General features: G+C 62.3%; 20 protein-coding genes. 12 read left to right on the forward strand and 8 right to left on the reverse strand.

All coding sequences use genetic code 11. From position 1 onward, the window contains the following. Nucleotides 1-16: 16 nt before the first annotated feature. The 5 genes from AADW18_RS12755 to AADW18_RS12775 all read left to right on the forward strand — a co-directional run bounded on the left by AADW18_RS12755 (nucleotide 17) and on the right by AADW18_RS12775 (nucleotide 3,832). Nucleotides 17-1,105 carry a PA0069 family radical SAM protein gene (locus AADW18_RS12755; RefSeq protein WP_337343776.1) on the forward strand — a complete coding sequence of 363 codons (1,089 nt, stop codon included), beginning with the start codon at nucleotides 17-19 and terminating at the stop codon, nucleotides 1,103-1,105. A gap of 252 nt (nucleotides 1,106-1,357) precedes the next feature. Next, nucleotides 1,358-1,969, forward strand: a complete 612-nt coding sequence (locus AADW18_RS12760) for a hypothetical protein (protein WP_337343777.1) — start codon at nucleotides 1,358-1,360, stop codon at nucleotides 1,967-1,969. A gap of 25 nt (nucleotides 1,970-1,994) precedes the next feature. Then, nucleotides 1,995-2,345 carry an NIPSNAP family protein gene (locus tag AADW18_RS12765; RefSeq protein ID WP_337343778.1) on the forward strand — a complete coding sequence of 117 codons (351 nt, stop codon included), beginning with the start codon at nucleotides 1,995-1,997 and terminating at the stop codon, nucleotides 2,343-2,345. Further along, complete coding sequence (locus AADW18_RS12770; protein WP_337343779.1) at nucleotides 2,338-3,084, forward strand: NIPSNAP family protein; 747 nt, start codon at nucleotides 2,338-2,340, stop codon at nucleotides 3,082-3,084. The genes AADW18_RS12765 and AADW18_RS12770 overlap by 8 nt, the downstream gene beginning before the upstream one ends. 49 nt (nucleotides 3,085-3,133) lie before the next feature. Then, nucleotides 3,134-3,832: a YafY family protein gene (locus AADW18_RS12775; protein WP_337343780.1), complete on the forward strand. Its 699-nt coding sequence runs from the start codon at nucleotides 3,134-3,136 to the stop codon at nucleotides 3,830-3,832. 195 nt (nucleotides 3,833-4,027) lie between these two features. Here the strand turns inward: AADW18_RS12775 and phhA are convergent, their stop codons facing one another. After that, a complete protein-coding gene (gene phhA, locus AADW18_RS12780; protein ID WP_337343781.1) occupies nucleotides 4,028-4,912 on the reverse strand; it encodes a phenylalanine 4-monooxygenase in 885 nt (294 codons plus the stop codon). Nucleotides 4,913-5,039: 127 nt separating this feature from the next. Between phhA and AADW18_RS12785 the strand changes: the two genes are divergently transcribed. From AADW18_RS12785 to AADW18_RS12795, 3 genes are all read left to right on the forward strand, one after another. Beyond that, nucleotides 5,040-5,519: an Lrp/AsnC family transcriptional regulator gene (locus tag AADW18_RS12785; protein WP_337343782.1), complete on the forward strand. Its 480-nt coding sequence runs from the start codon at nucleotides 5,040-5,042 to the stop codon at nucleotides 5,517-5,519. Between the two features lie 124 nt (nucleotides 5,520-5,643). Continuing rightward, on the forward strand, nucleotides 5,644-6,012 hold the full coding sequence (locus AADW18_RS12790) for a hypothetical protein (RefSeq protein ID WP_337343783.1): 369 nt from the start codon (nucleotides 5,644-5,646) through the stop codon (nucleotides 6,010-6,012). Nucleotides 6,013-6,061: 49 nt separating this feature from the next. Further along, on the forward strand, nucleotides 6,062-6,667 hold the full coding sequence (locus AADW18_RS12795) for an N-methyl-D-aspartate receptor NMDAR2C subunit (RefSeq protein ID WP_337343784.1): 606 nt from the start codon (nucleotides 6,062-6,064) through the stop codon (nucleotides 6,665-6,667). Nucleotides 6,668-6,852: 185 nt separating this feature from the next. Here the strand turns inward: AADW18_RS12795 and AADW18_RS12800 are convergent, their stop codons facing one another. Continuing rightward, a complete protein-coding gene (locus tag AADW18_RS12800; RefSeq protein ID WP_337343785.1) occupies nucleotides 6,853-7,896 on the reverse strand; it encodes a patatin-like phospholipase family protein in 1,044 nt (347 codons plus the stop codon). A 400-nt stretch (nucleotides 7,897-8,296) separates the two neighbouring features. Between AADW18_RS12800 and AADW18_RS12805 the strand changes: the two genes are divergently transcribed. Further along, nucleotides 8,297-10,606: a TonB-dependent receptor gene (locus AADW18_RS12805; RefSeq protein ID WP_337343786.1), complete on the forward strand. Its 2,310-nt coding sequence runs from the start codon at nucleotides 8,297-8,299 to the stop codon at nucleotides 10,604-10,606. A 280-nt stretch (nucleotides 10,607-10,886) separates the two neighbouring features. On the opposite strand, the gene AADW18_RS12810 is transcribed toward AADW18_RS12805, so the two are convergent. The 3 genes from AADW18_RS12810 to AADW18_RS12820 all read right to left on the reverse strand — a co-directional run bounded on the left by AADW18_RS12810 (nucleotide 10,887) and on the right by AADW18_RS12820 (nucleotide 14,166). Further along, nucleotides 10,887-11,984, reverse strand: coding sequence for a glycoside hydrolase family 18 protein (locus tag AADW18_RS12810; RefSeq protein WP_337343787.1), 1,098 nt, complete (start codon nucleotides 11,982-11,984; stop codon nucleotides 10,887-10,889). Between the two features lie 235 nt (nucleotides 11,985-12,219). Further along, nucleotides 12,220-13,005 (reverse strand): rhomboid family intramembrane serine protease, encoded by a 786-nt coding sequence (locus AADW18_RS12815; protein WP_337343788.1) that lies wholly within the window; start codon nucleotides 13,003-13,005, stop codon nucleotides 12,220-12,222. Between the two features lie 201 nt (nucleotides 13,006-13,206). Continuing rightward, nucleotides 13,207-14,166 carry a TerC family protein gene (locus tag AADW18_RS12820; RefSeq protein ID WP_337343789.1) on the reverse strand — a complete coding sequence of 320 codons (960 nt, stop codon included), beginning with the start codon at nucleotides 14,164-14,166 and terminating at the stop codon, nucleotides 13,207-13,209. A gap of 254 nt (nucleotides 14,167-14,420) precedes the next feature. Here AADW18_RS12820 and AADW18_RS12825 point away from each other — a divergent pair, with 254 nt between their 5' ends. Next, complete coding sequence (locus AADW18_RS12825; RefSeq protein ID WP_337343790.1) at nucleotides 14,421-15,605, forward strand: class I SAM-dependent rRNA methyltransferase; 1,185 nt, start codon at nucleotides 14,421-14,423, stop codon at nucleotides 15,603-15,605. Between the two features lie 228 nt (nucleotides 15,606-15,833). Here AADW18_RS12825 and fabV read toward each other — a convergent pair whose 3' ends face one another. The 3 genes from fabV to AADW18_RS12840 form a co-directional block, all read right to left on the reverse strand. Further along, the gene (fabV, locus tag AADW18_RS12830) at nucleotides 15,834-17,051 is read right to left on the reverse strand and encodes an enoyl-ACP reductase FabV (RefSeq protein WP_337343791.1); all 1,218 of its coding nucleotides are present in this window, start codon (nucleotides 17,049-17,051) and stop codon (nucleotides 15,834-15,836) included. Between the two features lie 122 nt (nucleotides 17,052-17,173). Then, the gene (gene putP / locus AADW18_RS12835) at nucleotides 17,174-18,661 is read right to left on the reverse strand and encodes a sodium/proline symporter PutP (RefSeq protein WP_337343792.1); all 1,488 of its coding nucleotides are present in this window, start codon (nucleotides 18,659-18,661) and stop codon (nucleotides 17,174-17,176) included. Nucleotides 18,662-19,063: 402 nt separating this feature from the next. Further along, entirely contained in the window at nucleotides 19,064-19,984 is a 921-nt protein-coding gene (locus AADW18_RS12840; protein WP_337343793.1) for a DMT family transporter, read from the reverse strand. Nucleotides 19,985-20,071: 87 nt separating this feature from the next. On the opposite strand from AADW18_RS12840, the gene AADW18_RS12845 reads away from it, so the two are divergent. Continuing rightward, nucleotides 20,072-21,019, forward strand: a complete 948-nt coding sequence (locus AADW18_RS12845; protein ID WP_337343794.1) for a LysR substrate-binding domain-containing protein — start codon at nucleotides 20,072-20,074, stop codon at nucleotides 21,017-21,019. A 36-nt stretch (nucleotides 21,020-21,055) separates the two neighbouring features. Further along, on the forward strand, nucleotides 21,056-22,399 hold the full coding sequence (gene rmuC / locus AADW18_RS12850) for a DNA recombination protein RmuC (protein ID WP_337343795.1): 1,344 nt from the start codon (nucleotides 21,056-21,058) through the stop codon (nucleotides 22,397-22,399). The last annotated feature ends 630 nt before the right edge of the window (nucleotides 22,400-23,029 follow it).

The following is a 23,029-nucleotide window of genomic DNA, read 5'->3' on the forward strand; positions in this document are numbered from 1 at the left end:
GGCGTAAGCTGACCGCATGGGCGAAGCGAAGCATCCGGGCATCAAGGGACGGGGATCCACCGGCTATCTCCCTGGCCGGTTTGCCGTCACCACCCCGGTTTCCACCGACGATGGCTGGCATGAACCGGACCAGGAAGGCGAGATCGAATCATCGCCGCAGACCCAGGTGCGTGAGGAAACCGCCCGCACCATCATCAGTCGCAACCAATCGCCGGACATCGGTTTTTCGCAGTCCATCAATCCTTATCGCGGTTGTGAGCACGGCTGTTCCTACTGCTTCGCCCGGCCCTCGCATGCCTATCTGGATCTGTCGCCGGGGCTGGATTTCGAAACCAGGATCTTCGCCAAGACCAATGCGGTGGATGTGCTGCGGCGGGAGCTGGCCAAACCCGGCTACCGCGTCAGTCCTATCGCGCTGGGCATCAACACCGACGCCTATCAGCCCACCGAACGCAAGCTGCAGCTGACGCGGCGGATCATCGAGGTGCTGGCCGAAACCAAGCATCCGTTCTCGCTGATCACCAAGAACGCGTTGATCGAGCGCGATCTGGATCTGCTCGCGCCGCTGGCCCGCGACAACCTGGTGCAGGTCCATTTCTCCATCACTTCGTTGGACAACCATCTGTCCTCACGGCTGGAACCACGTGCCTCGGCACCGCATGCGAGGCTGCGCGCGGTGCGGCGCCTGAGCGAAGCGGGCGTGCAGGTCGGCGTGATGTTTGCGCCAGCGATTCCATGGGTGAACGACAGCGAGTTGGAAGCGGTGCTGGAAGCCGCACGCGAGGCGGGCGCAACATCGGCCGGCTACGTGCTGCTGCGCTTGCCGCATGAAGTCGCGCCGCTGTTCCGCGATTGGTTGCAAACGCATCTGCCTGACCGCGCCGAACACGTGATGAGTACGGTCAATCAGCTGCGCGGCGGCAAGGATTACGACTCGACATTCGGCAAGCGCATGCGTGGCGAAGGCGTCTACGCCGATCTGCTGGCCCGGCGCTTCGCCTTGGCGACCAAGCGCCTAGGCTTCAACAGAAATCGCCAAGACCATTTCAATTGCAGTCTTTTTGTCCCGCCGCGCAAGCTTTCACCGCAGGGCGAGTTGTTCTGACGACCGTCGCGACCAAAAACCTAAAGCTCTGGACACGGATCAACACCGATAAACACGGATAAATCATTCGTGTTTTTTATCCGTTCCTTTCTGCGTTAATCCGCGCCTGAATCTTGCCTTGTTTTCCGATCGCGACTCACGTCGGTGCTGTAGGCACTCCCGGCAGCTTCGACCCCTGCATGACTGCTGACACCACGTTGTCAGCAGACGGCCTCTATCTTCCTAGGCTCCCGCGAACCGCCGAGGCAGTACATGAGCACCCAGGTATCGCCCTCCCCCACTCCCGGCCTGCTGGCGCGGGTTCTCCAAAGCTACGTCGCCGGAATAAGCCGCAGCCTTGCCAGTGGCGAACAACTCATCTATCCAGGGCCCTCCCCTATGCTGGACCCGCATTCTTCCCAAGACGGCCGCCATGATTTCGATTTCTATCATGGCTGCTGGCAGGTGCGGAACGAACGGCTGAAGGAGCGGTTGGTTGGCTGCGACGAGTGGGAACACTTCTCCGCCACCCAACATTGCCAGCCCATCCTGGGTGGCGTCGGCAACATCGACGATTTCGTTACCGAATGGGGAGGCGGATTCCGCGGCATGACGCTGCGCCTGTTCGATCTGCGCACGCATCAGTGGAGCATCTACTGGGCCAGCAATCGCGATGGTGTGTTGGAACCGCCCGTCCTGGGACGTTTCGAGAACGGCGTCGGCACGTTCTATGGCCGTGACCAGCATAAAGGTCAGCCGGTGTTGGTACGGTTCCTTTGGCACGAGATCACCGCGGACCACGCGCACTGGGAACAGGCACTCTCGATCGACGACGGCCGGCATTGGGAAACCAATTGGCATATGCACATGACGCGGCTGCCGTGATGAGCGCGCTGCGCAGGAACATGCCATGACCCAACGCTGCGTGGAAATTCGTTCCTATCGGCTCAAGCCCGGCACGCGCGACCGGTTCGATCGGTTGATGTCGGACATCTCCGTGCCGATGCTGCGGCACTGGCAGACCGATGTGGTGTGCCACGGCGCTTCGGCGCATGATGAGGTTTCCTATTATTTGATCCGGGCCTACGCGAGCGTGGAGGACCGGCAGCACCGCCAGGACGAGTTCTATGGCAGTGCCCAATGGCGGGAAGGCCCGCGCCAGGCCATTCTCGATCTCATCGAAGATTACACGTCGGTCGTCATTCCCATGGACGATCCCACCATCGACAGGCTCAGGAACAAGGAAAAAAACAATGTTTGATGCCCTGCCCCTCCGGCGTGCCGAACACGCCATCGTAGAGCTGCGCCAATACACGCTGCACCCCGGACGACGGGACGAACTGATCGAGTTATTCGAACGCGAATTCCTGGAAAGCCAGGAAGCCGTCGCGATGGAAGTTATCGGCCAGTTTCGCGATCTTGATCATCCAGATAGCTTCGTCTGGCTGCGCGGGTTCTCCGACATGTCTACCCGCCGCGAGACGCTGGCCGACTTCTATGGCGGACCGGTGTGGAAGGCGAACCGTGATGCTGCCAATGCGACGATGATCGATTCGGACAACGTGCTGCTGCTGCGCCCCGCATATCCGGGCTCCGGTTTCCGCGTCGAAGGAAAGCCGCGTCCGCCAGGAGCGATGGCATCGTCGGAAGGATTGGTGGTGGCGAATTTGCATTATTTCGACGCGCCGGTCAGTCCCTGGTTTCTTGCCCATTTCCACAATATGCGCAGGCCGCCACTGGCGGCGATGGGCGCGACGCTGTTGGCCAGTTTTGTCACCGACTACAGCGAGAACACCTTTACCGCGTTGCCGGTGCGCGAAGGTGAGCATGTGTTCGCCTGGTTCGCCCACTTCGCCGATGAGCAGGCTTACGCGCGCTATTGGCAACTGATGGAAGCGTTGTCGGCCAATGGCGGTTCCAAGCCGCCGCAAGTACCGCACCGGGTCGAATCGCTTCGGTTGAAGCCCACCGCTCGCTCTCGCCTGGGCATCTCCTGGTGAGCTGTCGGCCAATATGGCGGCGGGCGCGCGCGTCGGCGATGATGCGAGGATGCGCCGCGCCGACCGCCTGTTCCTGATCATCCATGCATTGCGTGGCCGCCGCACTGCCCTGCCCGCCCGCAACCTGGCCGAGACCCTCGGAGTCTCGCTACGCACCGTCTACCGCGACGTGGCCGACCTGCAGCTGTCCGGCGTGCCGATCGAAGGCGAGGCCGGCGTCGGCTATCTGTTGCGCAAGGGCGCGGACATTCCGCCGCTGATGTTCAATATCGAAGAACTTGAAGCCCTGGTCGTGGGCACCCGCTTTGTCCGCGCGTTCGGAGGTGAACGGCTGTCGCAGGGTTCGCGCTCGGCGCTACTGAAAATCGAAGCGGTACTGCCGCCGGAACTGCGCGCACGCGCCAAGCGCACGCGGATCTTTGCGCCGGTGTTGGAAGGCCGGCTCGAGGCCACCGGCATGATCGATCGCCTGCATGCCGCCATCGAAGGCCAACGCGTCTTGTTGCTGTCGTACCGGGATCAGTCTGGCGAGACCACGCAACGCGAAGTGGAACCGCTGTGCCTGTCCTTCTGGGGCGGGAGCTGGACGTTGGGTGGCTGGTGCCGGCTGCGCGGAGATTTCCGCAACTTCCGACCGGATCGTATCGTCGCCGTAGCGGAAACCGGCGAGGTATTTACCGAAACTCCGGAGCGCGGAATGGATGCTTATCTGCGCGCGGTGGGTGTGCGGCCGGAAGCGAATATCTGACGTGTAGCTGTTCCTGTGGGAGCGATGTAAGTCGCGACCGGAAAGACAAAACTCTTGGACGCAGATAAACGCAGATAAACGCAGATAAACACGGATAAGAACTTCAACGTTTAATCCGCTTCTTTCCGCGTTAATCCGTGTCTAAAAGCGTTGTTTTTCCGGTCGCGACTTACATCGCTCCCACAGTTGGATTTCTCAAACGTCGCCATCTTGCGCCCAGCCTTCGCCAGTGCCGCGGGTGTAAACACGGTCGCTCTCGCGCACATCACCCGCCGGGATGGCTTCTTGCTCATCCAGTCGCGCATAGATCGGTGTGAAGTCGGGTGCGGTGGCGTCCATCAGTTGTTCGAAGCTGTCGATGACGAAGTACGTCTTCTGATAGGTATCGATGCGGTAGCGCGTCCGCATGATGCGCTCCAGGTCGAAACCGATCCGGTTGGGTGCGGGCGATTCCAGTGAATACAGCGACTCGCCTTTCGACGACACAATGCCGGCACCGTAGATGCGCAGGCCTTCAGGGGTGTTGATCAGGCCGAACTCCACCGTGTACCAGTACAACCGGGTGAGGTGCTGCAGCGCGTCCGCGCCGATGCCATGCGCCTTCACGCCGCCGCGGCCGTAGGCCTCCATGTAGTCGGCGAATACCGGGTTCATCAAAAGCGGCACGTGACCGAACAGGTCGTGGAACAAATCGGGTTCGGCGATGTAGTCGATCTGCTCGGGCCGGCGGATCCACCAGGTCACTGGAAAGCGCCGATTGGCCAGGTGATCGAAAAATTCCAGTTCCGGCAGCAGCCCTTCCACCCCGATCAGGGTCCAGCCGGTGGTCTTCCCCAGCACCGCATTGAGCTCATCGAAGCGGGGAATACGGTGTGGAGTCATGCCCATCGCGTCCTGCGCCTGCAGGAATTCCTGGCAGGCGCGCCCGACCAGCAGTTCGCGCTGACGCTCGTACAACCTGCCCCAGGTGTCGTGGTCGGTCGCCGGATAATCCGCGGGCTGCTCCACCACGGCGGTCGTATAGACCGGCACGTAGCCTTTGTCGGTCTTTTGGTGCTCGACGCGGCGCGGCTCGTTCATGGGTGGGTCCTGGGGTCGGCGTGTGCAAGCATGCTATCGCTGAAGTGACGCAATAGGATTGCAAAGTTGCACACGCCGATGCATTTGGCGCAACATAATTGCGCAAAATAGGCGGGACACACATTAAATGGCCGAATCCATCGCCCTGGACCGCACCGACCTGCGTCTGCTCGCACTGCTGCAGCGGGAGGGCCGTGCCGCCAACACCGATATCGCCGCCCAGGTGAACCTGTCGCCCTCGGCCTGCCTGCGCCGGATCCAGCGGCTGGAAGCGGTCGGCGCCATAAGCGGTTATGCCGCCCTGGTCGATCCAAAAGCCGTGGGGCTGGGCTTGCAAGCGTTCGTGCGCGTTCAATTGGAAAAGCATGGGCAACCCAGCATCGATCTTTTTGCCGAGAGCATGCAAAGCTGGGACGAAGTGGTCGCCTGCTACGCCCTTACCGGCGACATGGACTATCTGCTGCACGTGGTGGTGCAGGACCTGGAACATTTCTCGCGGTTCTTGCTGGACAAACTGCTCAACGCCAGCGGGGTGGCCGACGTCAATTCGAGCTTCGTGCTGCGCACGGTGAAGGCGTTCAGTGGGTTGCCGTTGCCGAAGGCATAGCCGGTCTTCCCGATGCTCGCGGATATGATGGCCCTCACCACGCCCTAGGGGCTTGCAAGAGCGCGGTTCGCCTCATTCTTGCTGTTCAACAAAACCGCTTGATCTCAGCCGAAGGAGGGCACCCATGAAGTATCTGTTCGCCGTCATTGTCTGCGTGCTCGCGCTCGCCGCCGGCGGCTATGAAGCGATATGGCGCGCGGGGAATTCTGACCTGAGCGATAGCGTGATCTCACCGGATGGGCGATACATGGCCCGCTTCTTCTCGCTTCCTGAAGCATCTGCCGTTCCTTACGGATCAGGAGCGTACGTCCGTTATCGGTACCTGCCGTTCTGGTCAACGTCGACGCTGGTTTTCGGAGGTTATTGCGGTCGCAACGAACGCCTTTACTGGCGTAGCTCGCGCGAACTGGTCATAGAATGCGCAACAGTGGAAGGCACGCCCAAGTTGTTTCCCGCACCCGACGGCATCGTAGTCACCCACCATGACCGGTGACTTTCGCAAGCGAGCTTACAGTTTCACCCGCCGGCGATAGACTGCCCGCATGAACAAGCGTCAGCACTCCTGGCAACGCGCATGGACCGGCATCGGAGCGCGGGGGGAAGGGCGGGGCGTGTATGACCAGTTGCTCGCGTATTACTCGGAACAGCACCGCCACTACCACACGTTGCAACATCTGGACGAATGCCTGGCGATGTTCGAGTCGGTGCGCGAGCTCGCTGAGCATCCCGACGAAATCGAACTTGCGCTGTGGTTTCACGACGCGATCTATGACACGCATCGGCCTGACAACGAAGAACGCAGTGCCGATTGGGCACGGACGGCGTTGATCGATGCTGGCGTCGCCATCGATTCAGCCGACCGCGTGCATGCGTTGATCATGGCGACACGGCATACCGCCAATCCGATATTGCCGGATGAGCAGCTGTTGGTGGATATTGATCTATCGATACTCGGTGCGGAGCAAGCTCGCTTCGACGAGTACGAAGAACAGATCCGCAAAGAGTACGCGTTCGTGCCGCGCTGGCTGTTTCGCCGCAAACGCCGCGAGATTTTGCAGGGCTTTTTGGATCGGCCGTCGATCTACAGCACGGCGCATTTTCGCGAAATGTTGGAGCAGCGTGCTCGCGAAAATTTGCGGAAGCCATGACGTAGAGCGGAGCTTGCTCCGCTGCTCATGATTCAAGATCGATTTCCGAAGAGCAGCGGAGCAAGCTCCGCTCTACGATAAGCACCGTCAACGGCTATTCGCTATCGCTTGCCGTTGCGACGGCCTCATTACCATCGGCCTGGCGCTATCGCTTGGCGCAGCTCCGCTCTACGACAAGCACAATGTCACTGTGCCTTGGCGGTCTTTTCTTCGCCGCCGCACTTGCCGTCGCTGCCCCACAACTTGCTCAGGCGGAACTTGCTTTCTTCGCAATCCGACTTCGCCGTAACTGGTGGCGGCACCGAACGCGCAACCTGCGCGGCTAGCCGCGCCTGTTGCAGCTGCGCCAGCTTGGCGCGGATTTGCGGCATCGCCGCCAAAGCTGCTTTTTCGCCTTCCAGGATCGCGTTATTGCGCTGTTCGAAATCGGCCGGGCCGATGTCGTTGACCTTGGGCCTGATCACTATGTCCGCGCGCGCCAACTCCTGTTCGCCCAGCTTCTGGCCCATGATGCCGATGGACTGGTTGACGATGCCCAGCATGCTCGCGGGGCGGGTGCCAGGAGCCTTGGTGGAAATGTCCACCGCGATGACGAAATCAGCGCCCAGCTGGCGTGCGGCGTCCACCGGTACGGGACTGACCACGCCTCCGTCGATGAAGCTCGACTTGCCGATCACGACAGGTTCGAATACACCGGGAATGCTGCTGGATGCGCGCACCGCCTGGCCGGTGTTGCCACGCACGAACACCGTACGTGCGCCGGTTTCCAGTTGAGTCGACACTACGGCGAAAGGTTTCTTGAGTTTTTCGATGGGCTGCTTGCCGACCAGGTCGTTGACGTAGTCCTGCAACTTTTGGCCCTGCACCAAGCCGCCGGAGAACAACCGCACGTCGCGAATCTTGGCTTCGTCCAGCGCGAAGGCTTGCTGCTGCATCTGGAAAGCATCCATGCCGCTGGCATAAAGCGCACCGACCACGCTGCCGGCGCTGGTGCCGGAGACCACGACGGGCTGGATACCGTTGGCTTCCAGCATCTTGATAACGCCGATGTGCGCAAAGCCCTTGGCTGCGCCGCCGCCCAGCGCAATGCCGACACGGATATTAGGCAGCGGAGCCGGCGCTTCAACGACCGTCGGCGGAGGTGCTGGTCGAGTGTTGTCGAAGCACGCGCTCAGCAGCAGCGTGAAGGTCAGCAACCAAAGCGGGCGGGCGCGGCGGAGCGTGGTCATTGTCGGCGGGCAGGGCAGGGTGGAAGAGCGGGGCAGGCGATCAGCGGCGCAGCATACACGCCGGCAGCCCAACGATATCCAACCGTTCGCTGCGGGTAAGAGTGGCTTTGGCCGTCGTAGGAGCGGCGTCCCGCCGCGAGCTCTTCGCTTTTAATACGACCCGAGGGAAGAGCTCGCGGCGGGACGCCGCTCCTACAACGGCGGAGGCGTCCAACCGGAGGGCCGCCCACATACGAAAAATCCCTGCTCCGAATGGAATGCGGCCGGGAAGTGCGCGAATCCCCGTTACCTTCAGCCTGAACGGTACTTCCGGCCATTGCCCCGAGTGTTGCTGTAATGCAACATTCGCGTGCTAGCGCCGTCGGCGCCCCGACCACCCACTCTCCGGATAGCCATCGCCATGTCCCAGCTTCGCTCCGCCGCCGTGCGGCCGCATCGCCTTGCCTTCGCCATCGCCGCTTTGCTGCCCTTCGGCACTGCCTTTGCCCAGGAAACACCGACGGCTGTCGCCGAATCACGCGAGGCTCCCGCTGCCACGCTGGATGCGGTGCAGGTCACCGCACAGCGCCGGGTCGAAAACATCCAGGACGTGCCAGTGTCCATTTCCAGTGTCAGCGCCGAGAAATTGGACGTGCTGGGTTCGGGCGGCAATGACGTGCGCTTCCTGTCCGCGCGCGTGCCCAGCCTGAACATCGAATCCTCCTACGGCCGCGCCTTCCCGCGTTTCTACATTCGCGGCCTGGGCAATACCGATTTCGATCTGAACGCCTCGCAGCCGGTTTCGCTGATCTATGACGAAGTGGTGCAGGAAAGCCCATTGCTGAAAGGCTTCCCGGTGTTCGACCTGGAGCGCATCGAAGTGCTGCGCGGTCCGCAGGGCACGCTGTTCGGCCGCAACACCCCGGCCGGCGTGGTGAAGTTCGAGTCGGCCAAGCCCACCCGTGAATTGAGCGGCTACGGCCAGTTGTCCTACGGCACCGACAATATGTGGAACTTCGAAGGCGCTGTCGGCGGACCGCTGAGCGAACGCTGGTCCGCACGCGTGTCGGCGCTGTACCAGCGCAAGGACGATTGGGTGGACAACACCTACGCGGGTCCAAGCGACGGTTTTGAAGGCTATGACGAAGCCGCCGCGCGCGTGCAGTTCCTGTACGAAGGCGATGCCTTCGAAGCACTGCTCAATCTGCACAAGCGTCATCTCAACGGCACCGCGCGGCTGTTCCGCGCCAACATCATCGAACCGGGCAGCAATCGCTTCGTGGCCGGCTTCGACAAGGACAAGGTTTCTGTCGATGGCGTCAACTTCTCCGAACTCGATACCTGGGGCGGTAGCGCGCGCCTGCGCTGGGAGTTTGGCGACTACAACCTGCATTCGATCACCGGCTACGAAACCGCCGAGTCGCTCAACCGCGGCGATATCGACGGTGGCTACGGCGCGGCATTCCTCGGCCCAGGCAACTCCGGCCCCGGTTTCATTCCGTTCGCGTCCGAGTCGGCCGATGGCCTGCCGGACCACAAGCAGATCACCCAGGAATTCCGCCTGGAATCGAACTACGACGGTCAGTTCAATTGGCAGGCGGGCGTCTTCTATTTCAAGGAAGACATCACTATCGACAGTTTCAACTACGACTCGCTGACGCCCGGCAATCCGCAGGCCGGTCATGCCGTGCAGGAGCAGGAAAACACCGCCTGGGCCGTGTTCGCTTCGGGTGAATACGACGTCACCGACAAGCTGAAACTGCGCGGCGGTGTGCGCTATACGCAGGACAAGAAGGACTTCTCCGCCAGCGTGCTGGAAGCCGCGCCTTTCGGTGCGCCGGTCGGCGGCCCATACGTTGTCAGCACCGACGTCAATGACGTCAGCTGGGATACCAGCGCGGTGTACGCGTTCAACGACGACGTGAATTTCTACGGCCGCGTGGCCAAGGGCTTCCGTGCCCCGTCCATTCAGGGCCGTCTGTTGTTCGCTGCGCCTGGTGCGCCGAACGGCGGCGTCTCGACGGCTGATTCGGAAGAAGTGATCTCGTACGAAATGGGCGTCAAGGCGGACCTGTGGGACAAGCGCGCGCGCGTGGGCTTCAACGTGTTCCGGTACAACGTCAACGACCAGCAGATCATCGCCGTCGGCGGCGGTTCCAACATCGCCACGCTGCTCAATGCCGACAAAAGCGTCGGCCAGGGCTTCGAGCTGGACCTGGAGGCGTACCTGACCGACAGTCTGCTGGTCACGCTGGGCAGCAGCTATAACGACACCGAGATCAAGGACAGCAACCTGGCGGTCGCCGGGTGCGGTGGTGGTTGCACTGTGACCGACGCACCGGTGCTGGACCCGGTGACCAACCTGCCGACCGGCTTCTACTACATCAACGGCAACTCTCTGCCCCAGGCGCCCAAGTGGGTGCACAACCTGACTGCGCGCTACGGCATCCCGATGGGCGAGGGCGCCGAGTTGTATGTCTACACCGACTGGGCTTATCGCAGCGAAGTGAACTTCTTTCTGTACGAGTCGCTTGAGTTCCGCGGCAAGTCGTCGCTGGAAGGTGGGTTGCGCGTCGGCTACGGCTGGAACTACGGTGACTACGACGTGGCGCTGTTCGGCCGCAATATCACCGACCAGACCCGCATCGTGGGCGCGATCGACTTCAACAACCTGACCGGCTTCATCAACGAGCCGCGCAGTTACGGTATCGAGTTCACCGCGAAGTTCTAAAGGCCCCGTCACGATCTTCTGAAGATCCAACAGAAATCCATCCGGCGGAGATCAAAGCAAGGATGCCGGTATCGCGGCTTTGCGTAGAGCCGAGCTCGCTCGGCTGACAGTCTCCGGAGCCCGTTACACAACCAGCAGCGGAATCCTTAAGGGGATGTAACAAGCTCCGCTCTACGTTAATGGATCGGCACGACCGGCTAAGGGCGGCGTGCCCGAAAAAAGCTAAGGGCCGCTTCTTGCGAGGCGGCCCTTTTCTTTACCGCGTTGCAGAGGCGCCGCTCTACGGCTTGGCGGGATACAAAGCAGCGCGAACCACATCCAGCAACTGTTCGTCGGGATCCTGCGCGTGTTCCCAGTACATCACGCCACCCAATCCGCGTTGCCGCACGAATCGCGCCTTCGCCTGCAGCGCCTGCGGGTCGTCATAACTGATCAGGCGCCGTTGTTTCTCGTTCCAGAGCCAGGCGGCTTGCGCTTCCTCATCCCAGTAACGGACGACGCCGGGCTTGCCGAGGTGGTCGCGTGCGATCTCCTGCCAGGAAATAAAACCGCCGTCGCTGCCGAAGCGCTGGTGCAATCCGTGTTGCTCGACCGCCACGTCGCCAAAAGTACGGCCATAGAACGCTAGCCCGATATTGATCTTGCGCGGCGGTGCGCCGGCCTTGATGAACTCGTCCACGGCTTTTTGCGTGTTGCGGCTATCCGACGCCGCGGTACTTGAGCGATACAAGGAGGCATGATGTCCCGTCGTCGGCGTCAGGCTGCCGTAGAAGTCATAGGTCATCAGATTGATCCAGTCGAGTATCCGCGCGATCTTTGCGATCTCCAGACCCTTCGCGGCTTCGCCGTCGGCCGCCGCAATGGTGAGCAGGTAAGGCCGCCCACCGTTGGCCGCGCTCAAGACATCAAGCTTCTCGCGGACAACAGTGAGCAAACGGGTGAAATTCTGCTTGTCCTCCGGCCGATGGCTGATGCCGGGACCGGGATGGGCCGGATACTCCCAATCGATGTCCACGCCATCCAGATCGTGTTGGCGTATCAACTCCACCGCAGTATCGGCGAAACGCGCGCGTGCGGTGTCGGTGAGCGCCGCTTCGGAGAAATTGCCAGCGCCCCAGCCGCCGATCGACAGCAGCACCTTCAGCTCCGGATTAACCTTGCGCAAAGCCACCAGACCATCCAGCGAACGCGCGGCGGTTTCTTGCGGCAGGAACACCTCATGCGCGGGGTTGACCTGCGCGAACGCGAAATTGATGACATCCAATTTGTTCGCGCTGATAGTCGGCAGCGCGGGACCATCAGCGACATAGCCGATGATCCTGTAGCTATCCGGCGCGCCGCCCGGATTTTCCGCGAACGCGGATACGTGGATAAGCATGGCTACCCAAGCCAAGCCGGTTGCTAGAAATTTCCCTGTCGCTGTCATCCGCTGCACACCTCCTGCGATCGCAAGAGACAACTATACGGCGCAGCGTCAGCGACGAATTGAGACGACGATCCGAAGAATCAGAAAGCTAGAGAGCCTGTAGCGTGCGCGGTGCGCAGGACGCTGGAATCTACGCTGCCTGGGCGCTTGTTCGCACGATGATTTTCAGTCGTGCGCACCGCGCACGCTACCGGGCGCCGTCCGGCGGCTCGCGCGGCGGGAAACGCAACAACACCCCACGTTCTTCTTCCTGTTGCTCGCGCTGCCACAGGATCGGCACTGCCTGCGGAGTGGGCAGTTCCAACTCATCGTTCGCCTTCGCGGCTTCTTCTTCCTCGATCTCCCAGCTGTAACGTTTGCGCGGCAGCATCGGATCGAGCTTGCGGAACAAGAAGGCAGCGATGAACCCCGCCACAGCGCCGCCCATGTGCGCTTGCCAAGACACGCCGGCTTCGCGCGGCAACACCGTCAGCACCATGCCGCCGTAGAACAGGAACGCGATCATGCCGGCGGCGATCGCTGCACGGTCGCGGCGCAGCAGCCCCAGCATGAAGATCATGAACATCAGGCCGTGGGTGAGCCCGCTGGCGCCCAGGTGGTGCGTACCGGCATCGCCCAGCCACCATGGTCCCAATCCGGCGCCCAGCCATACCAACGGCAACGCATACAGCGTGGCGCGCGGATACACGCTGCCGGCCAACGTACCCAGGATCAGCAACGCGGTGGCGTTGGCGGCGATGTGTTCGATGGACCCGTGCAGCAACGGCGCCGTCAAAATGCCCCATAACCCTCCGGGGCTCATCGGTTCGATAGCGAATGGCCGCCAGTCAAAGCTGCCCTGCGCGGAGAACACCGCGGCCAGCAACAGCACGAACGCAAGACTGAGGTTCAGCGCCCACAGCAGGCGGCGCCGGTCATGCTGCCGCTGGGTTTCCGGATCGAAGGCCGGGTGATCGGGATGATGTGGGTCCATGCATCATGCAATGGCGCCGCTGTTTTGGATTGCAAGGGTGGCTGCGGCGGTTCTCGTGCGGATACACCATCCCGTCCGCGGGATATTCGGCGTTGTTTCTGATGGCTTACTGACGCGGACGGTTCACGGGGTAGCCGCGTGAACCGTCCGCTTCGATGAACTTTCCGCAGCAGCGCAAGGACAATACCGTCACGCCTATGCCTAGGCAGAAGCCCCCGGCTTAGCCGGCCGCATCAAACTCAGCGCAATCGTCACGCCCAGAATCATCACCACGCCCGCCAACGACCACAGCACCGGAATCTTGAACACGTCGATCAGCAGCATCTTGGTGCCGATGAACACCAGCACCACCGCCAGCCCGTAGGGCAGCAGGTGGAAACGATCCGCCATGCCCGCCAACAGGAAGAACATCGCGCGCAGGCCCAGCACCGCGAACACGTTGGAGGTCAGCACGATGAACGGATCCGAGGTGATCGCGAAGATCGCCGGAATGCTGTCCACCGCGAAGATCACGTCGGTTATGGCGATCAGCACCAGCACCACGAACAGGGGCGTGTACCAGCGCACACCGTCCTGCATCACGCTCAGCGCATCGCCGTGGTAGTTCGGCGTGAGGCGCAGGTGCCCACGCATCCAGCGCAATGCGGGATTGGCTTCCAGGTCCGGTTCCTTGCCCGCGGCGAACCACATCTTGATGCCGGTCAGCAGCAGGAAAGCGCCGAACAGGTACAGCAGCCAATGGAACTTGGCCAGCAACGCCGCGCCGGCGAAGATCAACACGCCACGCAGCACGATAGCGCCCAGCACGCCGATCACCAGCACACGCTGGCGCTGTTCTTCGGGCACCGCGAAATAGCTCATCACCATCAGGAACACGAAGATGTTGTCTACCGCCAGCGACTTTTCCACCAGATAGCCGGTGAGGAACTCCAAGCCGATCTTGCTGGCCATCTCCGCGCCGGCGGTTTCGTTCACGTACCACCACAGACCGACATTGAACAGCAGCGCCAGGCCGATCCAGCCCAGGCTCCAATACAACGCCTCCTTGAACGTCACCTTGTGCGCGCCGCCGTGACGCATCAGCACCAGGTCGGCCAACAAAGCCACGACCACCACGACGGCGAAGCCGCCCCATAACCACACATTGCCAATCGTCTGCATCGCAACTCCTTCGAAAGAAAGAAAACGCACGTGCCGCAGAGGCCGAGGGTTGCTGATGGAATGGAGCGTATGTCGGATTCCAGGGCAGACCTTCGCCATTGCGGCGAAGGTCTCGCTCACAGCCGGTAACCGACTGCCGTGGGACCGGAGCGATATGCTCGAAATGACGGCCTGCACGTTGGGAGCTACTCCCCTTCTGCGGCCATTCTCATGGCGCAGGACGGTGAGGTCAATCCGACGGGTAAAATGGCGGCATGAATACCCCACTTCCCGTTGTCCGCCTCAAAAACGCCTGGCGCTCCAGCCACCCGTGGATTTTCCAGAAACTGGTGGAAAAGCCCGTTCAGAAACCAAAGCCCGGCAGTCTGGTCGACGTGGTCGGTGTGGATGGCGAATGGATCGGCCGTGGTTTCTACAACGGCCACTCACGCATCGCCGTACGCATTCTGGAGACGCACCCCGAAATTCCGGTGGATGCCGGCTGGTTCTCCCGCAAGATCGCCGATGCGGTTTCGCTACGTCGCGATGTCTTGAAGCTGGATGCCACCACCGATGCCTGGCGCGTGGTGCATGCCGAAGGCGATGGCCTGTCCGGCTTGGTGGTGGACCGTTATGGCGACCTGCTGGTGGTCGAGTTCTTCAGCGCCGGCATGTTCCGTCACCGCGACTGGATCTATGAAGCGTTGAGCGAACAATTCCCCGGCGCGCGCTTCTACAGCTTTGCCGAGGAGCATGTGCAGAAGCAGGAGAGCTTCGATTACAGGCCGGTCAGCAGCGCAGGCCTCGAAGCGCCGGCGCCCAGCATCATCACCGAGAACGGGGTGAGGTTCCGCGCCGACCCCGCCGGCGCGCACAAGACCGGTTTCTTCGCCGATCAGCGCGAGAACCGCGAATGGTTGTCACAGCAGTGCAAGGACAAGCGCGTGCTGGACCTGTGCTGCAACACCGGCGGCTTCGCGGTGTACGCCAAGGTACGCGGCGCGGAAGAAGTGGTGGGCGTGGACATCGATGAGGACGTCATCGAGATCGCCAAGGGCAATGCCAAGCTCAACGACGTCAAATTGAAGTTCGTGCAGGCCGATATTTTCCCGTACCTGCGCGATGCGGCGAACCGGGGTGATCTGTACGACGTGGTGATCCTGGACCCGGCCAAGATGACGCGCGATCGTGAGCAGGTGATCGCCGCGTTGAAGAAATATCTCGACATGAACAAGCTGGCACTAGGTGTGGTGAAGCCGGGCGGCTTGTTCGCCACGTTCTCCTGCACCGGCTTGGTGAGCGAGGAACAGTTCCTGGACATGCTGCGCCGCGCGGCCTATTTCTCCGGCCGCACCATCCAGATCCTCAAGGTGTCCGGTGCGGGCGCCGACCATCCCTTCATGGCGCATGTGCAGGAATCGCGCTATCTGAAGGCGGTGTTCTGCCGCGTGGTGGACTAGCTCAGTAGCCACATCGGTCGCAACCGAAAATCAAAGCTTCTTAGACGCGGATCAACGCAGATAAACGCGGATAAAACATTCAATGCTCTATCCGCTTTTTCCGCTTTGATCCATGTAAAAAAACGGCTTTTTTCTTCCGGTCGCGACTCACGTCGCTCCCACAAGGAAGGTTGATATTGTGGGAGCGACGTGAGTCGCGACCGTACCAACCGATCGGAGGGAGCTGCCTCAGCCTTCCGGCGAGAGCTCGATGCAGTCGAACTGGACGTTCGGATCGACATCGGCGTCGTAATCCACGTCGTCGCGCTCGAAGCCGAACAGCTTGAGGAACTCGCGCTTGTAGCTGGCGTAGTCGGTCAACTGGAACAGGTTCTCGCTGGTCACCTTGGGCCACAATTCCTTGCAGGTTTCCTGTACGTCCGCACGCAGTTCCCAATCGTCCAGGCGCAGGCGATTTTCATCATCGGTTTCCGGCGGCTGTCCGTCCGCACGATAAAGACGCTCGCGGAACAGGCGGTCGAGTTGTTCGATGGTGCCTTCGTGCAGACCCTTTTCCTTCATGATCTTGAAGACCATGGAGATATACAGCGGCATCACCGGAATCGCCGCGCTGGCCTGGGTCACCACCGATTTCAGTACCGCGACATTCGCACCGCCGCCGATCTTGCGCAGGCGTGCATCCAGCCGCTGAGCGGTGGCATCCAGATCCACCTTGGCCCGGCCCAAAGCGCCGTGCCAGTAGATCGGCCAGGTGATCTCGGTGCCGATGTAGCTGAAAGCCGCCGTGCGCGCGCTGGGTGCCAACGCATCCGCACGCTCCAACGCATCGATCCACAGTTCCCAATCCTGCCCGCCCATGACGGTGATGGTGTCTTCGATTTCCTGCTCGGTGGCCGGTTCGATCGACGCCTGGATGATGGTGTCCTTGTTGGTATCGATCGCCGTCGAGCTGTACGGCGCGCCGATGGGCTTCAGTGCCGAACGCTTCACTTCGCCGCTGCCGGGCAGCTTGCGCACCGGCGAAGCCAGCGAATAGATCACCAGGTCGACCTGGCCACCCATCTCGTTCTTGATCAACTCGATGGCCTGGGCGCGCGCTTCATCGGAAAACGCATCGCCGTTGATGGAGCGGCTGTACAGGCCCTCGGCCTTGGCGAACTTGTCGAACGCAGCGGCGTTGTACCAACCGGCGGTGCCGGGCTTCTTGTCATTGCCGGGCTTTTCGAAGAACACGCCCAGGGTGTCGGCCCCATATCCGAACGCGGCGGTGATCCGCGCTGCCAAGCCGTAGCCGCTGGACGCGCCGATCACCAGGACCTTCTTCGGTCCGTTGCTGCGCACGCCATGCGCCCGGACCGCGGCGATCTGGTCGCGCACGTTGAGCTCGCAGCCGAGCGGATGGGTGGTGGTGCAGATGAAGCCACGGACCTTGGGATGAATGATCAACGTCGTTACCGGGTTATGTGCCTGCGCGGCATCTTAGTCTCGCGCGCGTCGAGAATGAAGCAAAGAACCGACACACGCCTGCGTATGGCCCGGCAGAGTGCGGTGGAAAAGGGAATATGTCTTCAATAACCGCTCTCGCGCAGCGTTGCCCGTACCTGCTCATGCCGTGCCTGCAACTGCGGTGAAGGCGCCTTGCCGAGCAGGCTGATCACGATGATCGCAATGGTGGAAGCGAAGAAGCCAGGCACCATCTCGTACAGCGCGCTGCCCGTCTGTTTCCACAAAACCACCGTTGCCGCGCCCACCACCATGCCAACCAGGGCGCCGTTGCGGGTCATGCGCTTCCAGAACAGCGACAGCACCACCACTGGCCCGAATGCCGAACCAAAGCCGGCCCAGGCGTAAGCGACCAATCCGAGCACGCGGCTTTCAGGATCGCGCGCTATCCATATCGCCAGCAACGCCACCGACAAAACCATGGCGCGTCCGAACCACACCAATTCCTTGTGTCCCGCTTTCGGGCGAACGAAGCCGCGATAGAAATCCTCGGTCAGCGCGCTGGAGCAGACCAGCAACTGCGCCGACAGCGTGCTCATGATGGCCGCCAGGATCGCCGACAGCAGCACGCCGGCTACCCACGGGTTGAACAAGAGTTCCGACAACGCGATGAATACGCGCTCCGGATTGGCGTTGACCGGTCCGGCCACGGCAGGGTTGGCCGCAAACCAGGCAATGCCGAAGAAGCCGGTCGCCATCGCGCCGGCCAGGCACAGGATCATCCAGGTCATGCTGATGCGGCGTGCACGTGGAATCGTCGCCAGACTGTCGGCAGCCATGAACCGCGCCAGGATGTGCGGCTGGCCGACGTAGCCCAATCCCCACGCGACAGCGGAAATCACCGCAACAACGCTACCCGCGCCGATCCATTGCAGCCGCGCCGGATCGGTCTGTTCGATCAGCGCGATCGCCGTCTCCGGCCCACCGGCACCGACGATCGCGAACACGGGCACCAGCAACAGCGCGAAGATCATCAGCGTGGCCTGCACGGTATCCGTCCAGCTGACCGCAAGGAATCCGCCGATAAAGGTGTAGGCGATCGTCACCCCGGCGCCCCAGAGCATGGCTTGCTCATACGGTAGTCCGAACATGCTTTCGAACAACCGTGCTCCGGCCACGACGCCTGATGCGCAATAGATGGCAAAGAACACCAGGATCACCACCGCCGACAGAATCCGCAGCAGCCGGCTCTCATCGGCAAAACGGTGGGTGAAATAGTCCGGTAGCGTCAGCGCGTTACCGGCGCGTTCGGTATAGACGCGAAGCGGCCCGGCCACATACTTCCAATTGCACCAGGCGCCGATGACAAGTCCGATGGCGATCCAAGCCTCGGACGCGCCGGTCAGATACAGCGCGCCCGGCAGGCCCATCATCAGCCAGCCGCTCATGTCCGAAGCACCCGCCGCCAGCGCCGTAACGTAGCTGCCGAGCGAGCGCCCGCCGAGGATGTAGTCATCGAAGGTGCGCGTGCGGCGCCAGGCCAGGAAACCGATAGCCACCATCAGCAGCAGATAGGCAGTAAACGTGACGAGCAGCGGCGTGCCAGCAGTCATGTGAATCCTTGTGGTCTTCGATGAAGTGCCGCGCCGGTAGACGTGACATAAGTAAGGGCAGTAAATCGCCGGCCCGCAAGCGTATTCACGGGAATGGCGGGCAGGGTAAAGGCGTGTGGCGTGGCTGGCAATCGGCGCTGCACCACGCAGCGGGCATGCCGCTGCAGCAAGGTGAGAGGAAGCTTCAACCTTGGCCCTGATCGAGGACTCTGGATCTTTGCAGCGTTCGGAGAATCAAGTCACATCGCGTGCTGGCGCGGCCTTTGCGATGACGCCAACGCCAACGCCAACGCCATATTGAATCGCGGTCACCCTGATGATGATTCCGGCTTTCATCGCGATCGTACTGCTCGGTGGTCGAGGTGAACCGCGCGAACCCGCCGGCAGCCGCGTTGATACGACTCAGGCCGCTTCCGCCACGACGCCGCTGTGTTCGGCGGTGCGTGGCTTGATCGGGCGGTTGACCAACAGCACCCCTGAGAACACCAGTCCCAGCGCGGGCAGCAAGGTCCAGCCCAGCGACTCGCCGAACAACCAGGCGCCAGCCACCACGCCGGTCAGCGCGATGACATAGCCGATCTGGCTGTAGGCCACGCTGTCAGCAATGCGCTGCAATGCCGCGGCGGAGACGTTGGCTGCCACGGTGACCGCGATCATCAGTAGCACCAGCGGCCACAGGCCGATTGCCTGCGGCAGCGAAGCCATGGCATCGCCGGAGAAGAACAGCGGCACCAGCATCAGCGCCTGCAAGGCCATGGTGCCGGCGGTGGAAGTCGACGCGTCCATGCCGGTCGGCCAGTAGCGCGAGCGATAGACATTGCCGGCCGCCAGCAGCACCGGCACTGCCAGCGCGACCGCCAGTGCCAGCGCCTGCTCGCTATCCACCGACTGCGCGCGCGGCAGCAGCACCAGGCTAACGCCCAGCAAGCCCAGGCCGGTTCCGATCAGCGCATTGCGCGACGGCAGCTTCCGCTGCACCAGCGCCTGGAACAACGAGGTGAACAATGGCGACAGGGTCACCACCACGGTGAAGATTCCAGCCGGAATGCGGGCCAGCACCCAATTGCCGATCAGGGCGGAAGCGCTGACCGCGATCACGGCAGCAATGGTGAAGAACCGCAGCGAAGCCGGATCGGTCGGCAGCCGGGTCCCGCGTGCGACCACCAGGGTGACGATCACGCTGGCCGCACCCACCACTTGGAAAAACGACACCGCGACAGGACTCAGGCCCTGGCTCATCAACAATTTCCCGATCACGAAAATGCTGCCCACCAGAGTGCCGGCGGTCAGGGTCAGCAGCAGGCGAAGGGTGGTGGCATTCATGGCGGGGCTCTTGGGGCGGGATGGCGCTCAGAATAGGCACTGGCTCCCGCCGGATAATCTGCCCGGAAGTGATTAGACTGTTTCCCTATGTCAACAATCCCGCTGGGCCAAATCCCGATTCCCGACCTGCCCGGGCTGCTGGCGTTCGTCAGGGTCGCGGAACTGGGCAGCTTCGTACGCGCCGCCGAAACCCTGGGCCTGTCCAAGGCGGCGGTGAGCAAGCAGGTGTCCGGCCTGGAGCAGCGCCTGGGCGCCCGCTTGCTGCACCGGACTACGCGGCGGCTAAGCCTGACCGAGGCCGGCCAGCTCTACCTGCAGCACGCACAGGTGGCTTTCGCCGAAGCCCGCGCCGCCGAGGATGCCGTTACCGATGGCAGCGAAGCTCCGCGCGGGCGTCTGCGGGTCGCTATCCCGATGACGTTCGGGGTCATGCACGTGGCGCCTCACGTCGGCGCTTTCCTCAGCCAGCACCCGCAGGTGGACATCGATTTGCGGATGGCGGACGGTCCGCAGGATCTGATCCGCCAGGGCGACGACCTGGGCATCCGCCTGGGTCAGCTGGAATCCTCCAGCCTCGTCGCGCGCACCATCGCCCACAGCCCTGTCTACCTATGCGCCTCCTCGGCCTATTTGGACGAGCACGGGCGGCCGCAACGCCCGGACGAACTCAGCCAACATGATTGCCTGCATTTCAGCCTGGCCTCCGCCGGACGCACCTGGGAATTCCGCGCAGGCGAGGAAACGCTGCGCATCGCGCTACCGGCACGACTGGACGTCAACAACACGCTGGCACTGAAAATGGCGGCGCTGGCCGGTGCCGGCATCGCGCGCATCCCCGCTTTCGTGATCGCCGATGAACTGCACGACGGCCGGCTGGAAAGGGTGTTGCCGCAATGGTCACTGTTGGGCGTGGACGTACATGCCGTGATGCCGGCGCGCCAGCATGTTCCGGCCAAGGTGCGCGTCTTCGTCGAGTACCTGCGCCAGGCCTGGGCAGCGCAAACGGACTGGCGCACGGCAGGTCGGCGCGGCTGACGCAGCCCCTGCGACGCCGCCCAGTACACTGTCCGCATGGATATTCAGACGCTACTTCTCTTCTTGCTCGCGCTTTCGGCGGCCGCCGTCGTGCTGCTCATCGTGTTGCTGCTGCGCCGCCCCGAAGCGCGGCTGGAGCAAGCTTTGCGCGAAGAGCAGCGCAGTGGCCGCGGCGAACTGCGCGAACAGTTGGACAGCCTGTCCAAGCAGCAGGAAACCCGTATCGAAGGCTTTGGGCGAAATCTGGCGGATCTGAGCATCCGTACCGACCAGCGCCTGGACGTGCTGCGCGACAGCCTGGCCGAAGACGCCCGCAAAGGGCGCCTGGAAGCGGCCGAATCGCAACAGCGTTTCGCCGACGTGCTCAGCCAGCGGTTGAACGAGCTGACCCAACGCAACGAACTGCGTATCGCCGAAATGCGCGCCACGCTGGAAGACCGGCTGACATCGCTGCAAGCGGACAACACCGCCAAGCTGGAGCAGATGCGCCAGACCGTGGACGAAAAGCTCCACGCCACCCTGGAAACCCGCCTCACCGAAAGCTTCGGCAACGTCACCGCCATGCTGGCGCAGGTGCACCAGGGCTTGGGCGACATGAACAAACTGGCGGCTGACGTGGGCGGTCTGCAGCGCGTACTGAGCAACGTCAAATCGCGTGGCGTGTTCGGCGAAGTGCAACTGGGCAACCTGTTGGAACAGGTATTCACGCCGGACCAGTACGCCGCCAACGTGGTCACCGTACCCGGCAGCAACGAGCGGGTGGAATATGCGGTGCGCTTCCCCGGTTCCTCCACGGATTCGGCGGTGTGGTTGCCGATCGATGCCAAGTTTCCGCGCGAAGACTACGAGCGCCTGCTCGATGCGCAGGAACGCGCCGACGTGGAGGGCGTGCGGGTGGCGGGTGACGCGCTGGAGCGCGCCATCAAGAAACAGGCGCAGGAAATCCGCAAGTATGTGGCGGCACCGCACACCACCGAATTCGCGATCATGTTCCTGCCCACCGAAGGCCTGTATGCCGAAGTGCTGCGCCGCCCCGGATTGTTCGAAGCCATGCAGCGCGACCACCGCATCACCTTGGCCGGCCCGACCACGCTGCTGGCATTGCTGACCAGCTTGCAGGTCGGGTTCCGCACGGTCGCCATCGAAAAGCGCTCAGCGGAAGTCTGGCGCATCCTGGGCGCCGCCAAGAGCGAGTTCGGCAAGTTCGGCGACGTGCTCGATTCGGTCAAGAACAAGCTGGAACAGGCCAGCAAGCAGATCGACAACACCGGCGTGCGCACCCGCGCCATTGCCCGCACCCTGCGCGAAGTGGAAACACTGCCGGGGGAAGAGACTCAGAAGCTGCTGGATACCGCAGCCGATAACGACGAGGCGGAGTAACGCCGCGACACAAGGCTCAGACACGGATCAATGCAGATAGACACGGATAAAAGCTTTCGATGTTTATCCGCCCCTTTCGCGTTGATCCGTGTCAGAAAGGCTCCGGCTGTCCACCGATAACAGCGCCCGCATCATGGCGCCAGGTCTACACGCAGGAAACCTGTACACGCAGAAACCTGTAGGAGCGGCGTCCCGCCGCGAGCTCTTCGCTTCTATCGCGATCTGACAGGAAGAGCTCGCGGCGGGACGCCGCTCCGCGCCTCGATAGCCGCTCAGCGCGCGCAACCCAGAGCGCGCCGCAGCGCGTCCAATTGGCGAACGGCGGGCTTCGATTTTCGGCTTTTGCTTGATCTGACAGGAAGAGCTCGCGGCGGGACGCCGCTCCGCGCCTCGATAGCCGCTCAGCGCGCGCAACCCAGAGCGCGCCGCAGCGCGTCCAATTGGCGAACGGCGGGCTTCGATTTTCGGCTTTTGCTTGATCTGACGGGAAGAGCTCGCGGCGGGACGCCGCTCCGCGCCTCGATAGCCGCTCAGCGCGCGCAACCCAGAGCGTGCCGCAGCGCGTCCAATTGGCGAACGGCGGGCTTCGATTTTCGGCTTTTGCTTGATCTGACGGGAAGAGCTCGCGGC

The sequence above is a fragment of the Pseudoxanthomonas sp. CCNWLY206-1 genome, from assembly GCF_039710385.1.
Taxonomy (GTDB): Bacteria; Pseudomonadota; Gammaproteobacteria; order Xanthomonadales; family Xanthomonadaceae; genus Pseudoxanthomonas_A.

Bases quoted from the DNA above. Each gene is read 5' to 3' on its own strand.
- AADW18_RS12790 (WP_337343783.1), top strand. From the start codon at position 5,644: ATGAAGTATCTGTTCGCCGTCATTGTCTGCGTGCTCGCGCTCGCCGCC.
- AADW18_RS12795 (WP_337343784.1), top strand. From the start codon at position 6,062: ATGAACAAGCGTCAGCACTCCTGGCAACGCGCATGGACCGGCATCGGA.
- AADW18_RS12775 (WP_337343780.1), top strand. From the start codon at position 3,134: ATGCGCCGCGCCGACCGCCTGTTCCTGATCATCCATGCATTGCGTGGC.
- AADW18_RS12785 (WP_337343782.1), top strand. From the start codon at position 5,040: ATGGCCGAATCCATCGCCCTGGACCGCACCGACCTGCGTCTGCTCGCA.
- phhA (WP_337343781.1), bottom strand. From the start codon at position 4,912: ATGAACGAGCCGCGCCGCGTCGAGCACCAAAAGACCGACAAAGGCTAC.
- AADW18_RS12845 (WP_337343794.1), top strand. From the start codon at position 20,072: ATGTCAACAATCCCGCTGGGCCAAATCCCGATTCCCGACCTGCCCGGG.
- AADW18_RS12825 (WP_337343790.1), top strand. From the start codon at position 14,421: ATGAATACCCCACTTCCCGTTGTCCGCCTCAAAAACGCCTGGCGCTCC.
- AADW18_RS12760 (WP_337343777.1), top strand. From the start codon at position 1,358: ATGAGCACCCAGGTATCGCCCTCCCCCACTCCCGGCCTGCTGGCGCGG.
- putP (WP_337343792.1), bottom strand. From the start codon at position 18,661: ATGACTGCTGGCACGCCGCTGCTCGTCACGTTTACTGCCTATCTGCTG.
- AADW18_RS12805 (WP_337343786.1), top strand. From the start codon at position 8,297: ATGTCCCAGCTTCGCTCCGCCGCCGTGCGGCCGCATCGCCTTGCCTTC.
- AADW18_RS12810 (WP_337343787.1), bottom strand. From the start codon at position 11,984: ATGCTTATCCACGTATCCGCGTTCGCGGAAAATCCGGGCGGCGCGCCG.
- rmuC (WP_337343795.1), top strand. From the start codon at position 21,056: ATGGATATTCAGACGCTACTTCTCTTCTTGCTCGCGCTTTCGGCGGCC.
- AADW18_RS12840 (WP_337343793.1), bottom strand. From the start codon at position 19,984: ATGAATGCCACCACCCTTCGCCTGCTGCTGACCCTGACCGCCGGCACT.
- AADW18_RS12800 (WP_337343785.1), bottom strand. From the start codon at position 7,896: ATGACCACGCTCCGCCGCGCCCGCCCGCTTTGGTTGCTGACCTTCACG.
- AADW18_RS12770 (WP_337343779.1), top strand. From the start codon at position 2,338: ATGTTTGATGCCCTGCCCCTCCGGCGTGCCGAACACGCCATCGTAGAG.
- AADW18_RS12765 (WP_337343778.1), top strand. From the start codon at position 1,995: ATGACCCAACGCTGCGTGGAAATTCGTTCCTATCGGCTCAAGCCCGGC.
- AADW18_RS12755 (WP_337343776.1), top strand. From the start codon at position 17: ATGGGCGAAGCGAAGCATCCGGGCATCAAGGGACGGGGATCCACCGGC.
- AADW18_RS12815 (WP_337343788.1), bottom strand. From the start codon at position 13,005: ATGGACCCACATCATCCCGATCACCCGGCCTTCGATCCGGAAACCCAG.
- AADW18_RS12820 (WP_337343789.1), bottom strand. From the start codon at position 14,166: ATGCAGACGATTGGCAATGTGTGGTTATGGGGCGGCTTCGCCGTCGTG.